Annotated in this window: 14 protein-coding genes; 3 read left to right on the plus strand and 11 right to left on the minus strand. The window is 71.8% G+C overall.

All coding sequences use genetic code 11. From position 1 onward, the window contains the following. Positions 1 to 13: 13 nt before the first annotated feature. The 9 genes from AB0J04_RS32760 to AB0J04_RS32800 all read right to left on the minus strand — a co-directional run bounded on the left by AB0J04_RS32760 (position 14) and on the right by AB0J04_RS32800 (position 11,688). On the minus strand, positions 14 to 1,030 hold the full coding sequence (locus tag AB0J04_RS32760; RefSeq protein WP_363172241.1) for an aminotransferase class I/II-fold pyridoxal phosphate-dependent enzyme: 1,017 nt from the start codon (positions 1,028 to 1,030) through the stop codon (positions 14 to 16). Further along, positions 1,027 to 2,367, minus strand: coding sequence for a radical SAM protein (locus AB0J04_RS32765; RefSeq protein WP_363172242.1), 1,341 nt, complete (start codon positions 2,365 to 2,367; stop codon positions 1,027 to 1,029). Before AB0J04_RS32765 ends, AB0J04_RS32760 begins: the two co-directional genes overlap by 4 nt. A gap of 198 nt (positions 2,368 to 2,565) precedes the next feature. Next, positions 2,566 to 3,666, minus strand: coding sequence for an amidohydrolase family protein (locus AB0J04_RS32770; RefSeq protein ID WP_363172243.1), 1,101 nt, complete (start codon positions 3,664 to 3,666; stop codon positions 2,566 to 2,568). A gap of 550 nt (positions 3,667 to 4,216) precedes the next feature. Beyond that, entirely contained in the window at positions 4,217 to 5,086 is an 870-nt protein-coding gene (locus AB0J04_RS32775) for an SGNH/GDSL hydrolase family protein (protein ID WP_363172244.1), read from the minus strand. A gap of 150 nt (positions 5,087 to 5,236) precedes the next feature. Then, positions 5,237 to 6,250 (minus strand): hemolysin family protein, encoded by a 1,014-nt coding sequence (locus AB0J04_RS32780; RefSeq protein WP_363172245.1) that lies wholly within the window; start codon positions 6,248 to 6,250, stop codon positions 5,237 to 5,239. Further along, complete coding sequence (locus AB0J04_RS32785) at positions 6,247 to 7,584, minus strand: hemolysin family protein (RefSeq protein ID WP_363172246.1); 1,338 nt, start codon at positions 7,582 to 7,584, stop codon at positions 6,247 to 6,249. The genes AB0J04_RS32780 and AB0J04_RS32785 overlap by 4 nt, the downstream gene beginning before the upstream one ends. Positions 7,585 to 7,794: 210 nt before the next feature. Next, positions 7,795 to 8,220 (minus strand): GNAT family N-acetyltransferase, encoded by a 426-nt coding sequence (locus AB0J04_RS32790; protein ID WP_363172247.1) that lies wholly within the window; start codon positions 8,218 to 8,220, stop codon positions 7,795 to 7,797. 104 nt (positions 8,221 to 8,324) lie between these two features. Then, complete coding sequence (locus tag AB0J04_RS32795) at positions 8,325 to 10,904, minus strand: FtsX-like permease family protein (RefSeq protein ID WP_363172248.1); 2,580 nt, start codon at positions 10,902 to 10,904, stop codon at positions 8,325 to 8,327. Between the two features lie 4 nt (positions 10,905 to 10,908). Continuing rightward, the gene (locus AB0J04_RS32800; RefSeq protein ID WP_363172249.1) at positions 10,909 to 11,688 is read right to left on the minus strand and encodes an ABC transporter ATP-binding protein; all 780 of its coding nucleotides are present in this window, start codon (positions 11,686 to 11,688) and stop codon (positions 10,909 to 10,911) included. A gap of 120 nt (positions 11,689 to 11,808) precedes the next feature. Here AB0J04_RS32800 and AB0J04_RS32805 point away from each other — a divergent pair, with 120 nt between their 5' ends. Continuing rightward, complete coding sequence (locus AB0J04_RS32805) at positions 11,809 to 12,051, plus strand: toxin-antitoxin system HicB family antitoxin (protein ID WP_363172250.1); 243 nt, start codon at positions 11,809 to 11,811, stop codon at positions 12,049 to 12,051. A gap of 4 nt (positions 12,052 to 12,055) precedes the next feature. Further along, the gene (locus tag AB0J04_RS32810; RefSeq protein ID WP_363172251.1) at positions 12,056 to 12,430 is read left to right on the plus strand and encodes a fic family toxin-antitoxin system, toxin component; all 375 of its coding nucleotides are present in this window, start codon (positions 12,056 to 12,058) and stop codon (positions 12,428 to 12,430) included. Positions 12,431 to 12,467: 37 nt separating this feature from the next. Here the strand turns inward: AB0J04_RS32810 and AB0J04_RS32815 are convergent, their stop codons facing one another. Continuing rightward, positions 12,468 to 13,163 (minus strand): class I SAM-dependent methyltransferase, encoded by a 696-nt coding sequence (locus AB0J04_RS32815; protein WP_363172252.1) that lies wholly within the window; start codon positions 13,161 to 13,163, stop codon positions 12,468 to 12,470. A 105-nt stretch (positions 13,164 to 13,268) separates the two neighbouring features. Beyond that, entirely contained in the window at positions 13,269 to 13,955 is a 687-nt protein-coding gene (locus AB0J04_RS32820; protein WP_363172253.1) for an alpha/beta fold hydrolase, read from the minus strand. A 216-nt stretch (positions 13,956 to 14,171) separates the two neighbouring features. Between AB0J04_RS32820 and AB0J04_RS32825 the strand changes: the two genes are divergently transcribed. After that, positions 14,172 to 16,310 carry a helix-turn-helix transcriptional regulator gene (locus tag AB0J04_RS32825; RefSeq protein WP_363172255.1) on the plus strand — a complete coding sequence of 713 codons (2,139 nt, stop codon included), beginning with the start codon at positions 14,172 to 14,174 and terminating at the stop codon, positions 16,308 to 16,310. The last annotated feature ends 91 nt before the right edge of the window (positions 16,311 to 16,401 follow it).

Consider the following 16,401-nt stretch of genomic DNA (forward strand, 5'->3'; position numbering starts at 1 on the left):
TCCTCGCCGGACGCTACGCCTTCGCCGAGCTCGTCACGCCGAAAGCGTCAGCAAGGCTGGTCAGGATGGAGCCGGACCACCTGCTCTCCCCGAACACGCTGACCGGCATGGCGAGCACGCCGCACTCACGCCGAAGCGTCTCCGCCGGGATTCCAACCGGGAAGAAATAGTTGCCGGGGCACGTCCGGCTCGCCGTGGGAATCGCCTCGAGCACGTCGGCCGGCAACCGTTCGAACAGCCGCTCAGCCCGTGCGGCCAGTTCGTCGACGACCTGCCGGGGCACGTCGCTGTGCTCGGTGAGCAGGCGGTCGGCGAGCCTCAGCTGAGTCGGCGTCGGCGGATCCGCCCGGAACGCTTCGGCCAATTCGGCGTGCGTCGGACCCAGCAGGACCACGCCGAACGTGCGTGGCCACAGCCATCCCTTGGTGACCGAATGCAGCAGGACCGCGCGACCGGTGTCCAGCAATCGCCGTGTGCCGGCAGCGAACGGGGTTCCCAGGTCGTAGACGCTGTCGATCAGCAGGCGGCGGCGTGGTGATTCCCGCAACCACGACATCACCGCGGCACACTCGGCATCGGACAGGTAACGGCCGAGCGGCTTGCTGGGGTTGGCGAGCAGCAGGTATTCGGGCCGGTCGTCCGCCGGCGATCTCGGCAGGGCCGGCGCCGGCAGCGTCGGGTAGGACGCGGGCGCCAGGCCCGCGGCGCGGGCCAGCTCGAAGTAGACCGGGTACACGTCGCCGGGCAGCCACAACCGCGCATGCACGGCGCGCAGCCGCTGGAACACCACACCGAGCCCGTGCCGGACCCCGCGACAGACCATGGCGTGGCCGGACCACTCCTGCGGCAGCTCGAAGCGCCGCAGCCAGGCACGGGCGAGATCGCACCGGTGCACCGTACTCATGTCGGTCGGCGGTTCCGGTCGCATCGGAGCAAGCGCCCGGTACACGTTGGTCTCGGCGGCGTCCAGAAGCGACGAGGAAGCACTGAGCCGGTGCTGCCGGAATTCCTGGAACTCCTCGAACCTCATGCCGCTGCGCCTTCCGGCACGATCTCGCTGGCCCGGTCTTCCAGGGAGGCGTAGCAGCGTCCGTCGGCCATGACGTTCCAACTGCGCGCGATCCCGCTGGTGCGCTCCCAGAGCAGGCTGGGCTCGGTGTAAGCGGCGATCCGCATCGGTCGTCCGTCCCAGCTGCCGTGGTAGACCGGCGCGCCCCAGGGCAGGCGGCTCGCCAGCTCGAAGCCGTGCTGCTCGGCGAACCGGGTGACGACGGACAGCGAAACCTGGTGCTCTCGGCTCCACACGTTGGCGGCGCGGTCGAAGTAGAGCGACTCGGTGCTGGTGGATACGTAAAGCTCTTTGAAGCAGACTTCCTCGACACCGAGAGACGCGGCCCACGAAAGGTAGTCGGCGACCTCGGCCGCGTCGGCGACGCCGCCGTGCTGGAGGACGCAGATCAGCCTCATCCGCAGCCCCGGCCAGCGGTCGCGTTCCACGCGCCAGGTGTCGATCACAGAGCTCACCGGCGTGCGCAGCATCATCAGCCGCTCGCTGACGGCGTCGTCCTGATGGTGCCGGGAGACCGCCAGCACGCTCAGGCCCGCGGCGCTCAGGGCTGCGAGGCGGTCGGCCCGGTCGGCGTGCCGGCCTTTCGCCAGGGTGTGCGCGTTGGTGATCAGGACGACCTTCGGGAAGGCCGCGGAGCAGGCGGACACCAGTCGCAGCTGTTGTTCGAACGGTATGAGCGTGGGCTCCCCGCCGCCGGTGATCACCGCACGCTCGGCACCCGCCGCACGGGCGCGCTCCAGCCACTGGGCCACCGCGTCCCACGGGACCCGTGCCGGCGCCTGGTCGCTGGAGATCGAAGCCGAGGAGAAGCAGAACGAACACCGGGCCTGGCAGGCGGAGGCGACCGGCAGAAGCGACACCGAGCGCGGTCGCGTGTCGGCGTAGCGACCCTGTGCCGAGCCATGCAGGCGCAGGGAGGCCGCCATCGCATCCTCGACGGTCGTCGGGCGCAAAGTGAACTCGTCGCCTGCTTGGTCGAGTTCGTGGACTGCTGACAACCGGATGCGAGCCTCGTGCAGTTCCATGCCGAGGCCGGTCGACACGTTGGGCGCCAGCTTGTCGGGGTCCACCATGGTCTCCAGCACCAACAGCCGGTCGCCCGCTATGGCCAGACGGTCCAGCAGTCGTCGCGCCTTGGCGATGCCGATTCCCAACTCCGCACGGGTCAGCAGGTGGAACCGGTCGGGATAGGTACTCTCCGGAATCCCCGCCTTACCGTAAGCGAACGCGTACTTGTCGAAGCCCTTCGCGAAGTTCGACAGCACGATGACGTGGAAGCGCTGGTCGCTGTGGTTCATCCCGTCATCATGCATGAACGGGCCCGGACGACATGGGCCGAGCTGCAGGCGGAACGCGGTGTCCCGATCCGATCCGTCGTCAACGACACGCCCCGCCCTGTCGCGGTCCCGTCCGTACCGCCCCCGGCGGCAGCGTCAATCCCACGAACGGAGCATCGAACAACCCGCCGTCGCGTACGTGAACAACCGGCTGTAGTACTAGGTGCGCTTGAGTGTGGGCATGAGGCGGAGGGCGTTGTCACGGTTGATGCCGCGGCGTTGGCGGTTGGTGAGGACGGAGTCGGTCTCGATGGCCGGCACCGTGAAGCCGGTGATGATGTCGGCGGAGGCGGCCGGCCAGTCGGTGCCGAAGAGGATCCGGTCGGCACCGGCGGTGGCCACCAGAGTGCCCGAGGGGGCCAGCGGGCCCGCTGTGTCGTAGTAGAAGCGGTGGAGATAGTCCTCTACACGGGCAGCATCGAGGGGTGGGGTGCAGAAGCTGCCGAAGGCCTTCATGCGGGTGGCGATCTGAGGGAGGAACCCGCCGGCGTGTGGCAGGACGACTGACAGGTGCGGGTAGCGGTCCAGTGTCCTGGTACGGATCAGGTTCACGGCGGCACGCGTGGAATCCAGCAGGAAATCGCACATGAAGTTCGGAATTCCGGGGACGGTGGGCACGCCGGGTGGTCCGCCCGGGAGGTCGAGCGGGTGGGTGAAAAGGACCGTGGCGCGTTCGTCGAGTTCTGCGAGGAAGCGGTCGTAGGAGGGATCACCGAGGTAGATGCCGTTGTAGTTGGCTTTCACGCTGACTCCAACGGCACCGAGCTTGTCGAAAGCGTGTTGGAGAGCCCACGTGGTCACGTCGGGATGGTCCAGGACAGCGGGGCCGAGGATCGCGAAACGGCCCGGGTGCGCGGCCACCAGGTCGGCCAGCGCCTCGAAGACGACAGTGAGGCCTTCCCTGGCCTGCGCGGCGGAGCGGTACCGGTCCTGCATGGTCGGGTTGAGGACTGCGGTTGCGATGCCCACCCGGTCCATCAGCGCGAGAGTGGAGTCCAGATCCCAGCGCGCCCACCACGGCAGTTCCTGCCGCCGCACCAGGCCCTCGCGCTCGGCCCAGTCGACCCATGCCGGAGCGGTGAAATGGTGGTGGACGTCAATCCTTGCCCGGTCGGCGTCGGCACCGCTCTGGGAGCCCTGCGGCACCGCTTCCTCCCTGGCCAGAGCACTGGACCCGCCTGTCGCGGCGACGGTGGTCGCCACCGCTCCACCGGCGATCAGCAGACTGCGCCGACTCATGGCCTCGGTCGATTCCGGCATCCGCGTATCCCATCCGTAGTCCCAGCTTGCTGCACCACGATGGCCCGGCGACCGGTCTGCGATCAGCACGGCGTGCCCTGTTCGAGGCCGGTTACCTCGGACGGACGCGGTCCAGAGGGTGGGGGCCTGGCCCGTTCCCGCCGTCGTCCGGCTTCTGGGACGGGCGCCGAGTGCAGACGCCGATGGGGAGGGCGTCGTGCACGGCATCGATACAGATCCACCTGTACTGGCTCACGCCCTGGACGGAGCGGGTGATATGGCCGCAACGCATCGCGGACGGCGCGCGAGGGTCGGGCTGCGGCAGCTGGCCCGCGCCCGGGAAGTGGCAAGGAAGTCCGAATCGGCTTCCGACTGACGGATCTTCCCGAGCTGGGTGTGTTCTCCTTCGGGTCCCTCGTGGGAACTCGCTGCCGAGCTACCCGCGTTGGCTGCTGCCCTGGACGTGGCGGCTGTTCCGGCCTTGGGTGTGCCGCGATGTGAACTGGTGGAGTTCATCACACGGTGAGGCTCCGCGTTCAATCGATGCATGGCATTCGGGCGAGGCTCCGGGTCAGGGCCCTACCCGTCGCCAGTCCGTCACAGGGCCGGGGTTTGTGTGGTCCACAGGGGTGACCCAGAAGGCTTTGCCCAGCTCAGCACTGAACTGGGCGCCTGTCCGGCCGTCGCCCGAGGAACGGCCGGTCAGGCGGCGGCCGATCCAGGGCAGCAGGTACTGCCGGGTGAACCGGGCGTCCGCGACGCGCCGGGCGGTCCAGCCCGGGGGCGGCGTCGCCGGCATCGGGGTGTGCCACTCGGTGTCCTCGGGGTCGTGCCCGAGGGTCTGCCAGACCGCCTCGGCGACCCGGCGGTGGCCCTCCGCCGTCAGGTGCAGCCGGTCGACGTCCCACATCCGTGGATCGCCGAGCGACTCTGCGCCGTACAGGTCGACGACGAGCGTGCCGTGCCGTCCCGCCAGCTCCTCCACGCACACGAACAGCTCTTCCATCCGGGGACGGAACCGCTCCAGGACGGGACCCTGCCGGCCCGGGCTGCGCATCAGCACCAGCTGTTTGCAGGACGGGGCGAGCTGCTCCACGGCCTCCGTCAGCAGATCCTTCACCCGGACCATGTCGCACTTGGGGCGCAGGGTGTCGTTGAGACCGCCGACCAGCGTGATCACGTCCGCGCCCATGGCGGCGGCGACCGGCACCTGTTCCTCGACGATCTGCGAGATCAGCTTGCCGCGCACCGCCAGGTTGGCGTACCGGAAACCGGGGGCGGAGGCAGCCATCCGGCCCGCGAGCAGGTCGGCCCAACCGCGGTAGGTGCCGTCGGGCAGCAGGTCCGACATGCCCTCGGTGAAGGAGTCGCCGACCGCGACCAGGCTGGTGTGCGTCGGGTCCGGGTGCGGCGGGTTCGTGTGTATGGGGTTCGTCTCCATGGCGACACAGATGGTAGCCCGAGTCCCATACCCGGCGGTCGGTCGGCCTGCCTCCCGGCGACGGGCATGGCGACGGGCATGGCGACGGGCATGGCGACGGGCACGGCAGCGGGCTCGGGAGCGGGCTCGGGAGTCGGTTCGCGCAGTCGGCTACGCCTGCTGCCCGAACAGCTCCCGCAGCACGTCCTCCATGGTCACCACCCCGGCCAGGCGGCCGTCCGAGCCGAGCACGGCCGCCAGGTGCGTCCGGCTGCCGCGCATCGCGGTGAGGACGTCGTCCAGCGGTGTCGCCCCCCGTACGCGCGCGATGGGCCGCATGTCCCGCACCGGGAACGGCATGTCCCTCGGTGAGGTGTCCAGCGCGTCCTTCACATGCAGATAGCCGACGATCCGGCGTCCCTCGTCCACCACGGGGAAGCGGGAGAACCCGGACTCGGCCGCCAGCCGCTCCAACTCCTCCGGAGTGACGCCCACGCGCGCGTAGACGACGCGTTCCAGCGGCAGGACGACGTCCCGCACCGGGCGGCGGCCCAGCTCCAGGGCGTCGTGCAGCCGCTCCTGGGCGCGGTCGTCGATCAGGCCCGCCTCGCCGGCGTCCCGGACGATCTGCGCGAGCTCGGCGTCCGAGAAGGTGGCCGTGACCTCGTCCTTGGTCTCGATCCGCATGAGCTTCAGCAGCCCGTTCGCGAAGGCGTTGATCGTGAAGATCACCGGGCGCAGCCCCCGGGCCAGCGTGACCAGCGGCGGGCCCAGCAGCAGGGCGCTGCGCACCGGCTCCGCGAGCGCGATGTTCTTCGGCACCATCTCGCCGAGCAGCATGTGCAGGTAGGTGGCGAGGGCCAGCGCGATCACGAAGGAGACGGCGTGGCCGACGCCCTCGGGCACGCCCACCGCGTGGAACACCGGCTCGAGCAGGTGTGCGATGGCCGGTTCGGCGACCACGCCGAGGATCAGCGTGCACAGGGTGATGCCGAGCTGCGCGGCCGCCATCAGCGCGGAGACGTGCTGGAGACCCCACAGCACGCTGTCGGCGCGCCGGTCGCCGCGCTCGGCGTGCGGCTCGATCTGGGAGCGGCGTACGGAGATCAGCGCGAACTCGGCGCCGACGAAGAACGCGTTGACGACGAGGGTCGCCAGTGCGATGAGCAACTGGACGGCGATCATCGGTCCGCCCCTTCCACGTGGTTGTCGGTGGCGGGCGGCGCGTGCAGCAGCACGCGCGCGGCCCGGCGGCCGGAGGCGTCGACGACGTCCATGCGCCAGCCGGCCACCTCGACGGTGTCGCCCGCGGCCGGTATCCGGCCCAGCTCGGCGGCGACCAGGCCGGCGAGCGTCTCGTACGGCCCCTCGGGGGCGTGCAGGCCCACGCGCGCGAGCTGGTCGGTGCGGGCTGCGCCGTCGGCCGAGTACAGGGCGCGGCCGTCGTCGTCCGTGCCCGCGGGCGCGAGGTCGGGCGTCTCGTGCGGGTCGTGCTCGTCGCGGACCTCGCCGACGACCTCCTCGACGATGTCCTCCAGCGTCGCCACGCCCGCGGTGCCGCCGTACTCGTCGATGATCACGGCCATGGTCCGCTTGCCGGACAGCCGGTCGAGCAGCCGGTCCACGGTGAGCGACTCGGGGACGAGGAGGGGTTCGCGCAGGATCTCCGAGACGGGCACGCGCGCGCGTCGCTCGGCGGGGATCGCCAGCGCGTCCTTGATGTGCGCGGTGCCGACCACCGAGTCGAGGTTGCCGCGGTACACGGGGAAGCGGGACAGGCCGCTCGCCCGGGTCGCGTTCGCCACGTCCTCGCAGGTCGCCGACGCGTCCAGGGCCATGACCTGCACGCGCGGGGTCATCACGTTCTCCGCGGTCAGGTCGGCCAGGTTCAGCGTGCGCACGAACAGCTCGGCGGTGTCCGCCTCCAGGGCGCCCGCCTTCGCGGAGTGCCGGGCCAGCGCCGCGAGTTCCTGCGGGCCGCGCGCGGCCGCGAGCTCCTCCGTGGGCTCCACGCCGAAGCGGCGCACGATGAGGTTCGCGGTGTCGTTGAGATGGCTGATGAACGGCCGGAAGGCGGCGCTGAACCAGCGCTGGGCGTTGCCGACGCCCTTGGCCACCGCCAGCGGGGAGGAGATCGCCCAGTTCTTGGGCACGAGTTCGCCGACGACCATCAGGAACACGGTCGACAGGGCCGTGCCCAGCACCAGCGCGACGGAACCGGACGTGCTGCTCGACAGTCCGAGCGACTCCAGCGGCCCGGCGATCAGCTTGGCGATCGACGGCTCGGACAGCATGCCGACCACCAGATTGGTGACGGTGATGCCGAGCTGGGCGCCGGAGAGCTGGAAGGTCAGGTTCCGTACCGCCTTGAGGGCCCCGGACGCGCCGCGCTCGCCGCGTTCCACCGCCCGTTCCAGTTCGCTGCGCTCGACGGTGGTCAACGAGAACTCGGCGGCGACGAAGGCGCCGCACGCGAACGACAGCAGGATCGCCACCAGGAGCAGCAGTACTTCGGTCATCGGGTCACCTCCGTCCCAGGATCGGGCAGGGCGGGAAGGAGCGCGCGATGTCGGTTACGGGTACTGGGAGGCTCGCCCATGGGCGGACGCTCACACCTTTCATGAAGTCATTGAGGGCTGTGTGGATCATCCACGCAGCCCCCCAATGGTAAAGGATCGGCAAAGGTGCCTTCGATCGGCCCCGGGCCGACCGGTGAAGTCAGTCGGTGATCACGAGGGGAGCGGCTTCACCCAGCGCCGCCACTTCTCCTCCGGCGCGTACCCCGCCGCCCGCCAGGCATGGTGCGCCGTCTCGTTGCGGGTGAGCACCATCGCGTCGCCGCGGCGCCCGCCCAGCCGCACGAACCGCTCCTCCGCGGCGGCCAGCAGCGCCGACCCGATGCCCTGGCGGCGGCGCTCCGGGTGCACCGCCAGCCGGTACAGATGACACCGCCACCCGTCGAACCCGGCGATCACCGTCCCGACGAGCTCGCCGCCGTGCTCGGCCAGGATCAGCGCCTCGGGGTCCCGGGCGACGAGCCGCTCCGCTCCACCGCGGTCGTCGCTGATGCTCGTGCCCTCGGCGGCGGTCTTCCAGAAGGCGAGGACGGTGTCCAGGTCGTCGGGCGTCGCGGCCCGTATCCGCAGATCAGACATGCGGCGATCCCATCACGGACCGCGCGCTCGGGCCTGGAGCTCCAGAGTTCGGACGGTCGGCGCCCCGAGCGGCCCGGCGACGAGCGCTGCGCGACCGGGGGTCGTCACTCGTGCGCGATGGCCGCCAGCACGTTCATCCGGGACGCCCGCAGGGCCGGCAGCAGCGCCGCGACGACGCCGACGACCGCGGAGCCCACGACGACCGCGACGAGCGTGCCCCACGGGACGGCGAGGGCCTTCATGCCCTGCAAGGCCAGCACCTGCTGTATGCACACGCCCCACACCAGCCCGAGCGCCAGCCCCAGCACCGCGCCGAACACCGCGATGACCACCGACTCCAGCCGGATCATCCGGCGCAACTGCCGCCGGGCCAGCCCGATGGCGCGCAGCAGCCCGATCTCCCGGGTCCGCTCCACCACCGACAGCGCCAGGGTGTTGACCACGCCGAGCACCGCGATCACGATCGCGAGTCCGAGCAGCGCGTACACCAGGTACAGCAGGACGGCGATCTGGTCGTGCACCAGCTTCTTGTAGTCGGCCTGGTCACGGGCCTGTACCTGCGGGTACGCGTCGAGGGTCTTGTCGAGCCGGGGGCGCAACTGGTCGGCCGTCGTGCCGGAGGCCGCGTTCACGTACAGCGCGGAGTCCTGCCCGCCCGGCACGTACTTCTCGACGGTCGCGATCCCGAAGAGCAGCCCGCCCTCGGTGCCGAACCCGTCGGCCGCGTCCTGGTCGGAGAGCGCGCCGACCTTCAGCGACGTCGTCCGGCCGCCGGGGAACTCCACCGGCAGCACGGTGCCGAGCTTCACGCCGTGGTCCTTCGCGAAGTCGACGTCCATGCCCATGGCGCCCGCGGCCAGCGCCGCCGCCGTGTCGCCCTCGGCGTACGTGACGCGCGCGACGTCGTCGACCTGGTCGTCGTAGCCGGTGGCGGTCGTCTCGACGCGCTTGCCGTCGGGCAGCCGTACGGCGATCGGCGCGAACCGCTGGCGGACGACGAGGCCGACGCCCTCGGTGTCGCGCACCGCGTCCGTGACCTCCGCGGAGAACGGGGTGAAGTTGGCGTTCTGGACGACGAAGTCGGCGCCCAGCGTTTTGTCGATCTGCTCGTCGAACGACTTGGACATCGAGGCGCTGGCCACCGACATCCCGCCCACCAGGGCGAGGCCCACCATCAGCGCGGCCGCCGTGGCGCCCGTGCGGCGCGGGTTGCGCAGGGCGTTGCGCTGGCTCATCCGGCCGACCGGCCCGAACAGCGCGGGGAAGGCACCGCCGAGGACGCGGATCACGGGGCGGACCAGGATCGGGCCCGCGATGACGGTGGCGATGAGCGTGAGGACCACGCCCAGCCCGAGCAGGGAGGCCGCGGACGCCGTCTTCGACGAGGTCACGCAGCCGACGAGCGCGGCCGCGCCGAGCGCCCCGACGACCGTGCCCACCACGGCGCGCATCCTCAGCGGCCGGCCGACCCCGGCGATGTCCGCGTCCGCGAGGGCCGCCATCGGCGACACGGTCGCCGCGCGCCGGGCCGGGAGGTAGGCCGCCACGAAGGTGACGCCGACGCCCACGACGTAGGACGCCACCGGGGTCGCCCAGCCGACGACCATCTCCGTGGTCTTCAGGTTCATGCCGAACGCGCTCATCAGCTTGATCAGCCCGGCCGCGAGACCGATGCCGGCGGCGAGGCCCAGCGTGGAGCCGACCAGCCCGAGCAGTACCGCCTCGGTCAGCACCGAGCGGCGCACCTGCCGGCGGTCCGCGCCCAGGGCGCGCAGCAGTCCCAGCTCACGGGTGCGCTGGGCGATCAGCATCGAGAACGTGTTGACGATCAGGAACACGCCGACCAGCACGGCGATCCCGGCGAAGCCGAGCATCACGTACTTGATGACGTCGAGGAACCCGCCCAGCGCCTCCGCCGACGACTCCGCCTGCTCGTCGGCGGTCTTCACCTCGTACGCGCCGGAGGAAGCCTCGGAGCCGAGCGTGGCGGCGACGCGCTGCTTGAGCACCGCGTCGCTCACCCCCTGCGCCGCGTCGACGGAGATGCTCGTGGCCTTGTCCGCCGACCCCAGGAGCTGCCCGGCGGCGGTCTTGGGGTCCAGGAAGACCAGGGCCGCGCCCGGGTTGGTGGTGGTGAAGGTGGCGATCCCGACGATCTCCGCCTTGAACGAGCCCGGCTGGGCCATCACGGTGAGGGTGTCGCCGATCTTCACATGCTTCTTGTCGGCGGTGTCGGCGTCGAGCATCGCCTCGCCGGCGCCGCGCGGAGCGTGGCCGGAGGTGAGCTTCACCGGGCTGCGGTCGGTGACGTACCAGTCCGTGGCGATGGTGGGCGCGCCCGTGGTCGGCCCGACGGACTTGTTGTCGCTGTCGACGACCGTGATGTTCTCCACGCTCACGTCGGCGTGGGTCGACTCGACCCCGTCCACCCGGGCCAGCTGCCCGGCGAGGGAGGCGGGGACGGTCTGGACCGCGCCGGACGGCACGGACGAGCTCAGGTCGTCCCTGGGCTCGACCGTGACGTCCGCCGACGTGGACGCGAAGAGGCGGTCGAAGGTCCGCGTCACCGTGTCCGAGAAGATCAGGCTGCCCGCGACGAACGCCACCGACAGGACGACCGCGAGCGCGGACAGCAGCAGCCGCCCCTTGTGGGCGAGGAAACTCCTGAGCGTTGCCTTCAGCACCGGGTCAGTCCTCCTCGGGGGCAGTGCCGTCGACCACCGGTGCGCGGGCGACGTCGAATCGCTTCATGCGTTCGAGCACTGCTTCTGGCGTAGGGCGCTCGATCTCGTCCACTATCCGGCCGTCCGCCAGGAAGAGGACCAGATCGGAGTGGGCGGCCGCGCCCGGGTCGTGGGTGACCATGACGACCGTCTGCCCCAGGTTGTCGACGGCCTCGCGCAGGAACGAGAGGACCTCGAGCCCCGCGCGCGAGTCGAGGTTGCCGGTCGGCTCGTCCGCGAAGATCAGCTCGGGGCGGGAGGCGAGTGCCCGGGCGCAGGCCACGCGCTGCTGCTGGCCGCCGGACAGCTGCGAGGGCCGGTGCTTCAGCCGGTCCCGCAGGCCCAGGGTGTCGATCACCTGGTCCAGCCACTTCTGGTCGGGTTTCTGACCCGCGATGTCCATCGGCAGGGTGATGTTCTCGGCCGCGTTCAGCGTCGGGATCAGGTTGAACGACTGGAACATGAACCCGATCCGGTCCCGCCGCAGCCGGGTCAGCTCGCGGTCCTTCAGCCCCGTGATCTCCGTGTCGCCGAGCCACACCTGACCGGCCGAGACGGTGTCGAGACCGGCCAGACAGTGCATCAGCGTGGACTTCCCGGAGCCCGAGGGCCCCATGACCGCGGTGAAGCGGCCCCGCGCGATGCTCACGTCCACCGAGTCCAGGGCCAGCACCGTGGTCTCGCCTGAGCCGTACGCCTTGGTCAGGCCATGAGCTCGGGCCGCGGTCCCGTCGGGTGTGGACAAGGCTGCCTCCTCCGTCGCGTCGACGTGCCGAGACTAGTGTGACCCGGCCCACAGGCGGTATCGCTTTTCGATTGCGGCGCGCCCTTGCCGCTGCTAGCGCCTCGGCGCTAGCGTCGAGGTATGGCGAAGACCCAGCTGAACGTACGCGTGGACGAGGGCACGGCCCAGGTCGCCCGCGAGCGGGCCACGGCTCGTGGCATGAGCGTCAATCGCTATATAGAAGAACTGGTCAGACAGGACGCCGGAGAAATCGGACACACGTTCGTCGAGGCGGCCAGTGACTTCATGAAGCAGTACGAGACGGTCTTCGTCGAGGAGTTCGGCGCGGAGCGCGAGGGCGGCATGCGCGAAGGTCGCCGCTGATCCCTTGAGCGACCTTCGTATCGACCTCGCCTGGCTGCTCATGCTCGCCGAACAGAACACACCGGGAGACCCTCAGGTCACCGACTGGGGTGCGCTGGTCGCGGCGGTGGCCCGCCACCAGGCCGAGATATTCGACGTCCCCGTATACGACGACCCGCAGGCCCGCGCCGCCTCGCTGCTCCAACTGCTCATCCACGTCCCGGCGCTGGAGCGCTCCAACGCCCTGTTCGCCTGCGCTGTCGCCTACGCCTATCTCGTCGCCAGCGGCCTGAAGGTCACCACCTCGCCCGAACAGGTCCGTGACCTGGCCCGGCTGGTGAAGACCGGGGACGCGTCGGTGGCCGACATCGCGCGCGAACTGCGCGAGTGGAGCGGGTGAGCCACGTGCGGCCCTGACGCCGTGCGGCCGTGAGATCTCAGTCGGGCGTCTCGGACGGCCGCACGGCGGTACCGGTCACGCAGTAGGAGAACGGCAGTCGCGGTCCGTTCTCCGGCAGCAGCATCCGCCGGTAGGGGCCCGGTTCGAACCCGGCGTCGCGCAGCGCGCCGACCGCGTCCCGGCCGAGCCGGCAGCCGCCCGCCAGGTAGGGCCACACCGTGCGGTCCAGCGCCCGCTGGGTGAACCGCATCGCCCGCCCGCCGCCCGGGCCGTGTTCGAGGAAGCGCACCTCGCCCCCGGGCCGCAGCACCCGCCGCAGCTCGGCCAGCGCCCGCGGCACGTCCCGCACGCTGCACAGCACCAGACAGACCACCGCGGCGTCGAACGCCTCGCTCTTGACCGGCAACGCCTCCGCCGCCCCCGGCACGACGTCGACGGGCACCTCGGCGCGCAGGGCCGCCTCCAGCGCCAACCGCCGCATCAGACGGTCCGGTTCGATCGCGACGACCTCCGAGACGGCGGCCGGATAGTGCGCGAAGTTCAGCCCGTTGCCCGCGCCGAGCTCGATGACCCGGCCGGACAGCCCGGCGAGCAGCCGGTCACGCACGCCGGCGAGCCCCGCACGGGTCTCCGCGGCCGCACCGAGCCGGGCGTAGCAACGGGCGAAGAGGGGATGGTGGACGGGGTCACCGGGCGCCTTGCCGGACCCGGAGCCGGTGGAACGTAGTGGCATGGCGACCTCCCGGGCAGAACGGGCCTACCGGGATTCTCCCCCGTGCAGACCCGTCGCACCCTCCGTCGACCGTGCCGGCCCCGCCGGACCCGCCCGGGCCGCGCCTCACTGGACGAAGTCGCGCACCTTCTCGTAGACGCCGTGGTCGTTGTTCATGTCGTTGTGCGAGATGCACCCCACGCCGACGTTGGTGGCCCCGCTCAGCAGCGCCGAGGAGTCCGGATCGATGGCCGCGTCGCAGTTCGACCAGTACGTCGCGTAGTTCACGCTGCCGGGCGTCTCGTCACCGGAGTTGAGCGAGGTGAGGAACGAGCTTCCGGTGACCATCTCGGCGCAGGAGGTGTACAGCCAGCTGCACCACGAGGCCACCGACGTCCCGTGGTTGGTGCCCGCGACGGAGACGAAGTCGTCCACGTAGGCGGTCCCGCCGAGGTTCTTGAGGTAGTAGCGGGAGCTGAGCGCCCCCATGGAGTGGACGACCACGTCGACCTTGCTCGCGCCGGTTCTCGCCAGCACGTTCTTGATCTCGGTGTTCAGCTGGGCGGCGGTGGTGGCGTTGGACTGGGACCAGCTGTACGTCCACGCGTCCAGCTCGGCGGCCGTGTAGCCGTCGGCCTTGAAGTCGGCGACCCAGTCGTCCCAGCTGCTGGAGGAGGAGCTGAGGCCGTGCACGAAGACGATCGGGTCGTGGGTCGCGGCTCGGGCTGTGGGGGCGGAGAAGGACAGTGACAGAAGGAGCGAAGAGGCCACGGCCGAGACAGCCGCGGCGATGCGACGCTTGGAGCGCTGCATGATGCCTCCTGAAACGTATGGGGTTGCCAGGAGTGTCCGGCGGGTCTACGCGCGCCGCATCGGTGAAATCGCCGGTCTTTACGGCTCAATTAACTCGCCAGTAACGTCAGTCGTGTGGTGACACCGGTGAACCCCCCACGTATTGACCGCACTTCGCCACCGAGGCTTCCGGACGCCCTCCGGCGCCCGGTCGCCGCGCTGCCCGAAGGCGTCCGCGTGCGCGTGCTGCGCCTTGTGCACGGCGACCCGCGCGCCGCCGTCGAAGTCGCGGCGCGGCTGACCGACCGTCAGGCGGCCGGCCTCGACCCGCTGCCGGCCGAGCCCGTCGACCTCGCCCCCGAGATCCTGCGCGCCCACCGCCGGGAGGTCCGGGCGCTGCCCGACGACACCCGGCTGGTGCTCCTGCTGGCCGCCGCCGACCAGTACCCGGTGGCCACCCACGCCTTCCTGCGCGCCGTCGTCGCCGCCCGCCTCGACACCCGGCCCCTGGAGGCGGCCGAGGCGGCGGGCGTCGCGTACGCCACGGCCGGCGGGGTCGGCTTCCGGGACGCCTGGACCCGGATCGCCGCCTACGAGACGGCCGTCCCGGCCGACCGGCGCGACGCGCACCGACTGCTGGCCCGCGTCCTGCACGGCCCGGCGGAGACGGCCCGGCGGTCCTGGCACCGCGGCGCGGGCGCGCTCGGCCCCAGCGGGCGGCTCGCCGCGGAGCTGACGACGGCGGCCGCCCAGGCCCGCGCGGGCGGCGACCCGGCGCTCTCGGGCGCCCTCGCCGAACGGGCCGCCGCGCTCTCCACGGACCGCGGCGAACAGTCCCGCCTCCACGCCCGGGCCGCGGCCGACGCCTGGCACTCCGGCGACTGCGACCGGTCCCGCACCCTGGCCGCCCGCACCGACGCCGACGCCCTCACCGGCGTCCTCGCCCTACGGACCGGACACGCGGGCGAGGCGTTCGACGCGCTGCTGGCAGGGGCGACGCGGGCGGCGGAGGCGGACGAGGACATGGGCGGCGCCGATGCCGCCGCCGCCCATGTCCTGGCCCGGACCGCCGAACCCGTGCCCTCCGTCGGCCACCTCCTCGCCCGGGCCGCGGAAGCCGCCGTCTACACCGGTGACCTCAGTCGATGTCGTGAGGCGGCGGTCGTCGCCCGGCAGTTCGGCATCGACCCGCCGGGCGTGCTGGGCGGGATCGCCGCCGCCGCCGACGGCCGGTACGAGGACGCGCGCGACCTGCTGGAGGCGACCGCCGGACGGTGCGGACCGGGCGGCGACCCCACCCTCCTGATCCACGCGGGCATCGCCGCCCTCATGCTGGGCGACCACACCCGCGCCGCCACCGCCACCGTCCGCGCGGCCGCCGCCGCCCGTGCCCGGGGCGTCACCCCCGCCGTGTCCCAGGCCCTGGAGTTCCGGGCCTACGCCGACTTCTGGACCGGCCGCCCGCGCGCCGCCGAGGCAGCCGCGCTGGACGCCCTGCGCCAGGCGTACGCCACCGGACAGGAGAACGGGGCCTGTCATCTCCAGGCGGCCCTGGCGATGTTCGCCGCGCTCACCGGCGAGGCCGACCTGTGCCGGGAGCGGGCCACGGCCGCCCGCTCGTACGCCGTCGCCCACGGCCTGGGGCTGCCCGCCGCGCTGGCGCAGTGGGCGCTGGCCTTCCTCGACCTGGGCTTCGGCCGCTACGACGCCGCCGCGACCCGGCTGCGCGCGCTCGCCAACTCCGGCCCCGGCCATGGCCACCGGGCGATCCGCCATCTGGCCACCCCGCACTACGTCGAGGCCGCCGCCCGCACCGGCGACACCCGGATCGCCCGCGCCGCGCACGCCGACTACGACCGCTGGGCCCGCGTCGTCGGCAGCCTCGACGACCTGGCCCTCAGCGCCCGCTGCCGGGCCCTGCTCACCCCGGGCGAGGATGCCCTCGACCACTACCGCACGGCGCTCGACCTGCACGCCGACGGCACACGCGCCTTCGAACGCGCCCGCACGGAACTGCTGTTCGGCAGCGCGCTGCGCAGACTGCGCCGGCGTACGGAGGCCCGCGACCGGCTGCACAGCGCCCTGGAGGCGTTCGAGTCCTTCGACGCCCCGCACTGCGTCGAGGGCGCCCGCGCCGAACTCCGCGCGCTCGGCGCCCCCGCCGCCTCGACCCGGGCCGGCGAACGCCCGACGACCCACCTGACCGCCCAGCAGCTCCTGGTCGCCCGCCTGGCCGCCGACGGCGCCACGAACCGCGAGATCGCCGCCCGCCTCGCCCTCAGCCCCCGCACCATCGACCACCACCTGCGGGGCGTCTTCACCCGCCTCGGCATCCGCTCCCGCATCGAACTCGTACGGCTGCTGGCCGAGGACTAGTGCCGCGGCAGGCAACGTTCGCCCCGTCGCGACGCCCGGCACGCACTCTCGCCGCACCGGCCGAAAGCCCGAGTACGTCCAGTACGAGGAC

The organism is Streptomyces sp. NPDC050263, assembly GCF_040655955.1.
In the GTDB taxonomy this organism is placed as follows: Bacteria; Actinomycetota; Actinomycetes; order Streptomycetales; family Streptomycetaceae; genus Streptomyces.

Excerpts from the sequence above, each read along its gene's own strand:
- AB0J04_RS32785 (WP_363172246.1), bottom strand. The coding sequence starts at position 7,584 with ATGACCGAAGTACTGCTGCTCCTGGTGGCGATCCTGCTGTCGTTCGCG.
- AB0J04_RS32820 (WP_363172253.1), bottom strand. The coding sequence starts at position 13,955 with ATGCAGCGCTCCAAGCGTCGCATCGCCGCGGCTGTCTCGGCCGTGGCC.
- AB0J04_RS32790 (WP_363172247.1), bottom strand. The coding sequence starts at position 8,220 with ATGTCTGATCTGCGGATACGGGCCGCGACGCCCGACGACCTGGACACC.
- AB0J04_RS32775 (WP_363172244.1), bottom strand. The coding sequence starts at position 5,086 with ATGGAGACGAACCCCATACACACGAACCCGCCGCACCCGGACCCGACG.
- AB0J04_RS32770 (WP_363172243.1), bottom strand. The coding sequence starts at position 3,666 with ATGCCGGAATCGACCGAGGCCATGAGTCGGCGCAGTCTGCTGATCGCC.
- AB0J04_RS32805 (WP_363172250.1), top strand. The coding sequence starts at position 11,809 with ATGGCGAAGACCCAGCTGAACGTACGCGTGGACGAGGGCACGGCCCAG.
- AB0J04_RS32760 (WP_363172241.1), bottom strand. The coding sequence starts at position 1,030 with ATGAGGTTCGAGGAGTTCCAGGAATTCCGGCAGCACCGGCTCAGTGCT.
- AB0J04_RS32780 (WP_363172245.1), bottom strand. The coding sequence starts at position 6,250 with ATGATCGCCGTCCAGTTGCTCATCGCACTGGCGACCCTCGTCGTCAAC.
- AB0J04_RS32765 (WP_363172242.1), bottom strand. The coding sequence starts at position 2,367 with ATGAACCACAGCGACCAGCGCTTCCACGTCATCGTGCTGTCGAACTTC.
- AB0J04_RS32815 (WP_363172252.1), bottom strand. The coding sequence starts at position 13,163 with ATGCCACTACGTTCCACCGGCTCCGGGTCCGGCAAGGCGCCCGGTGAC.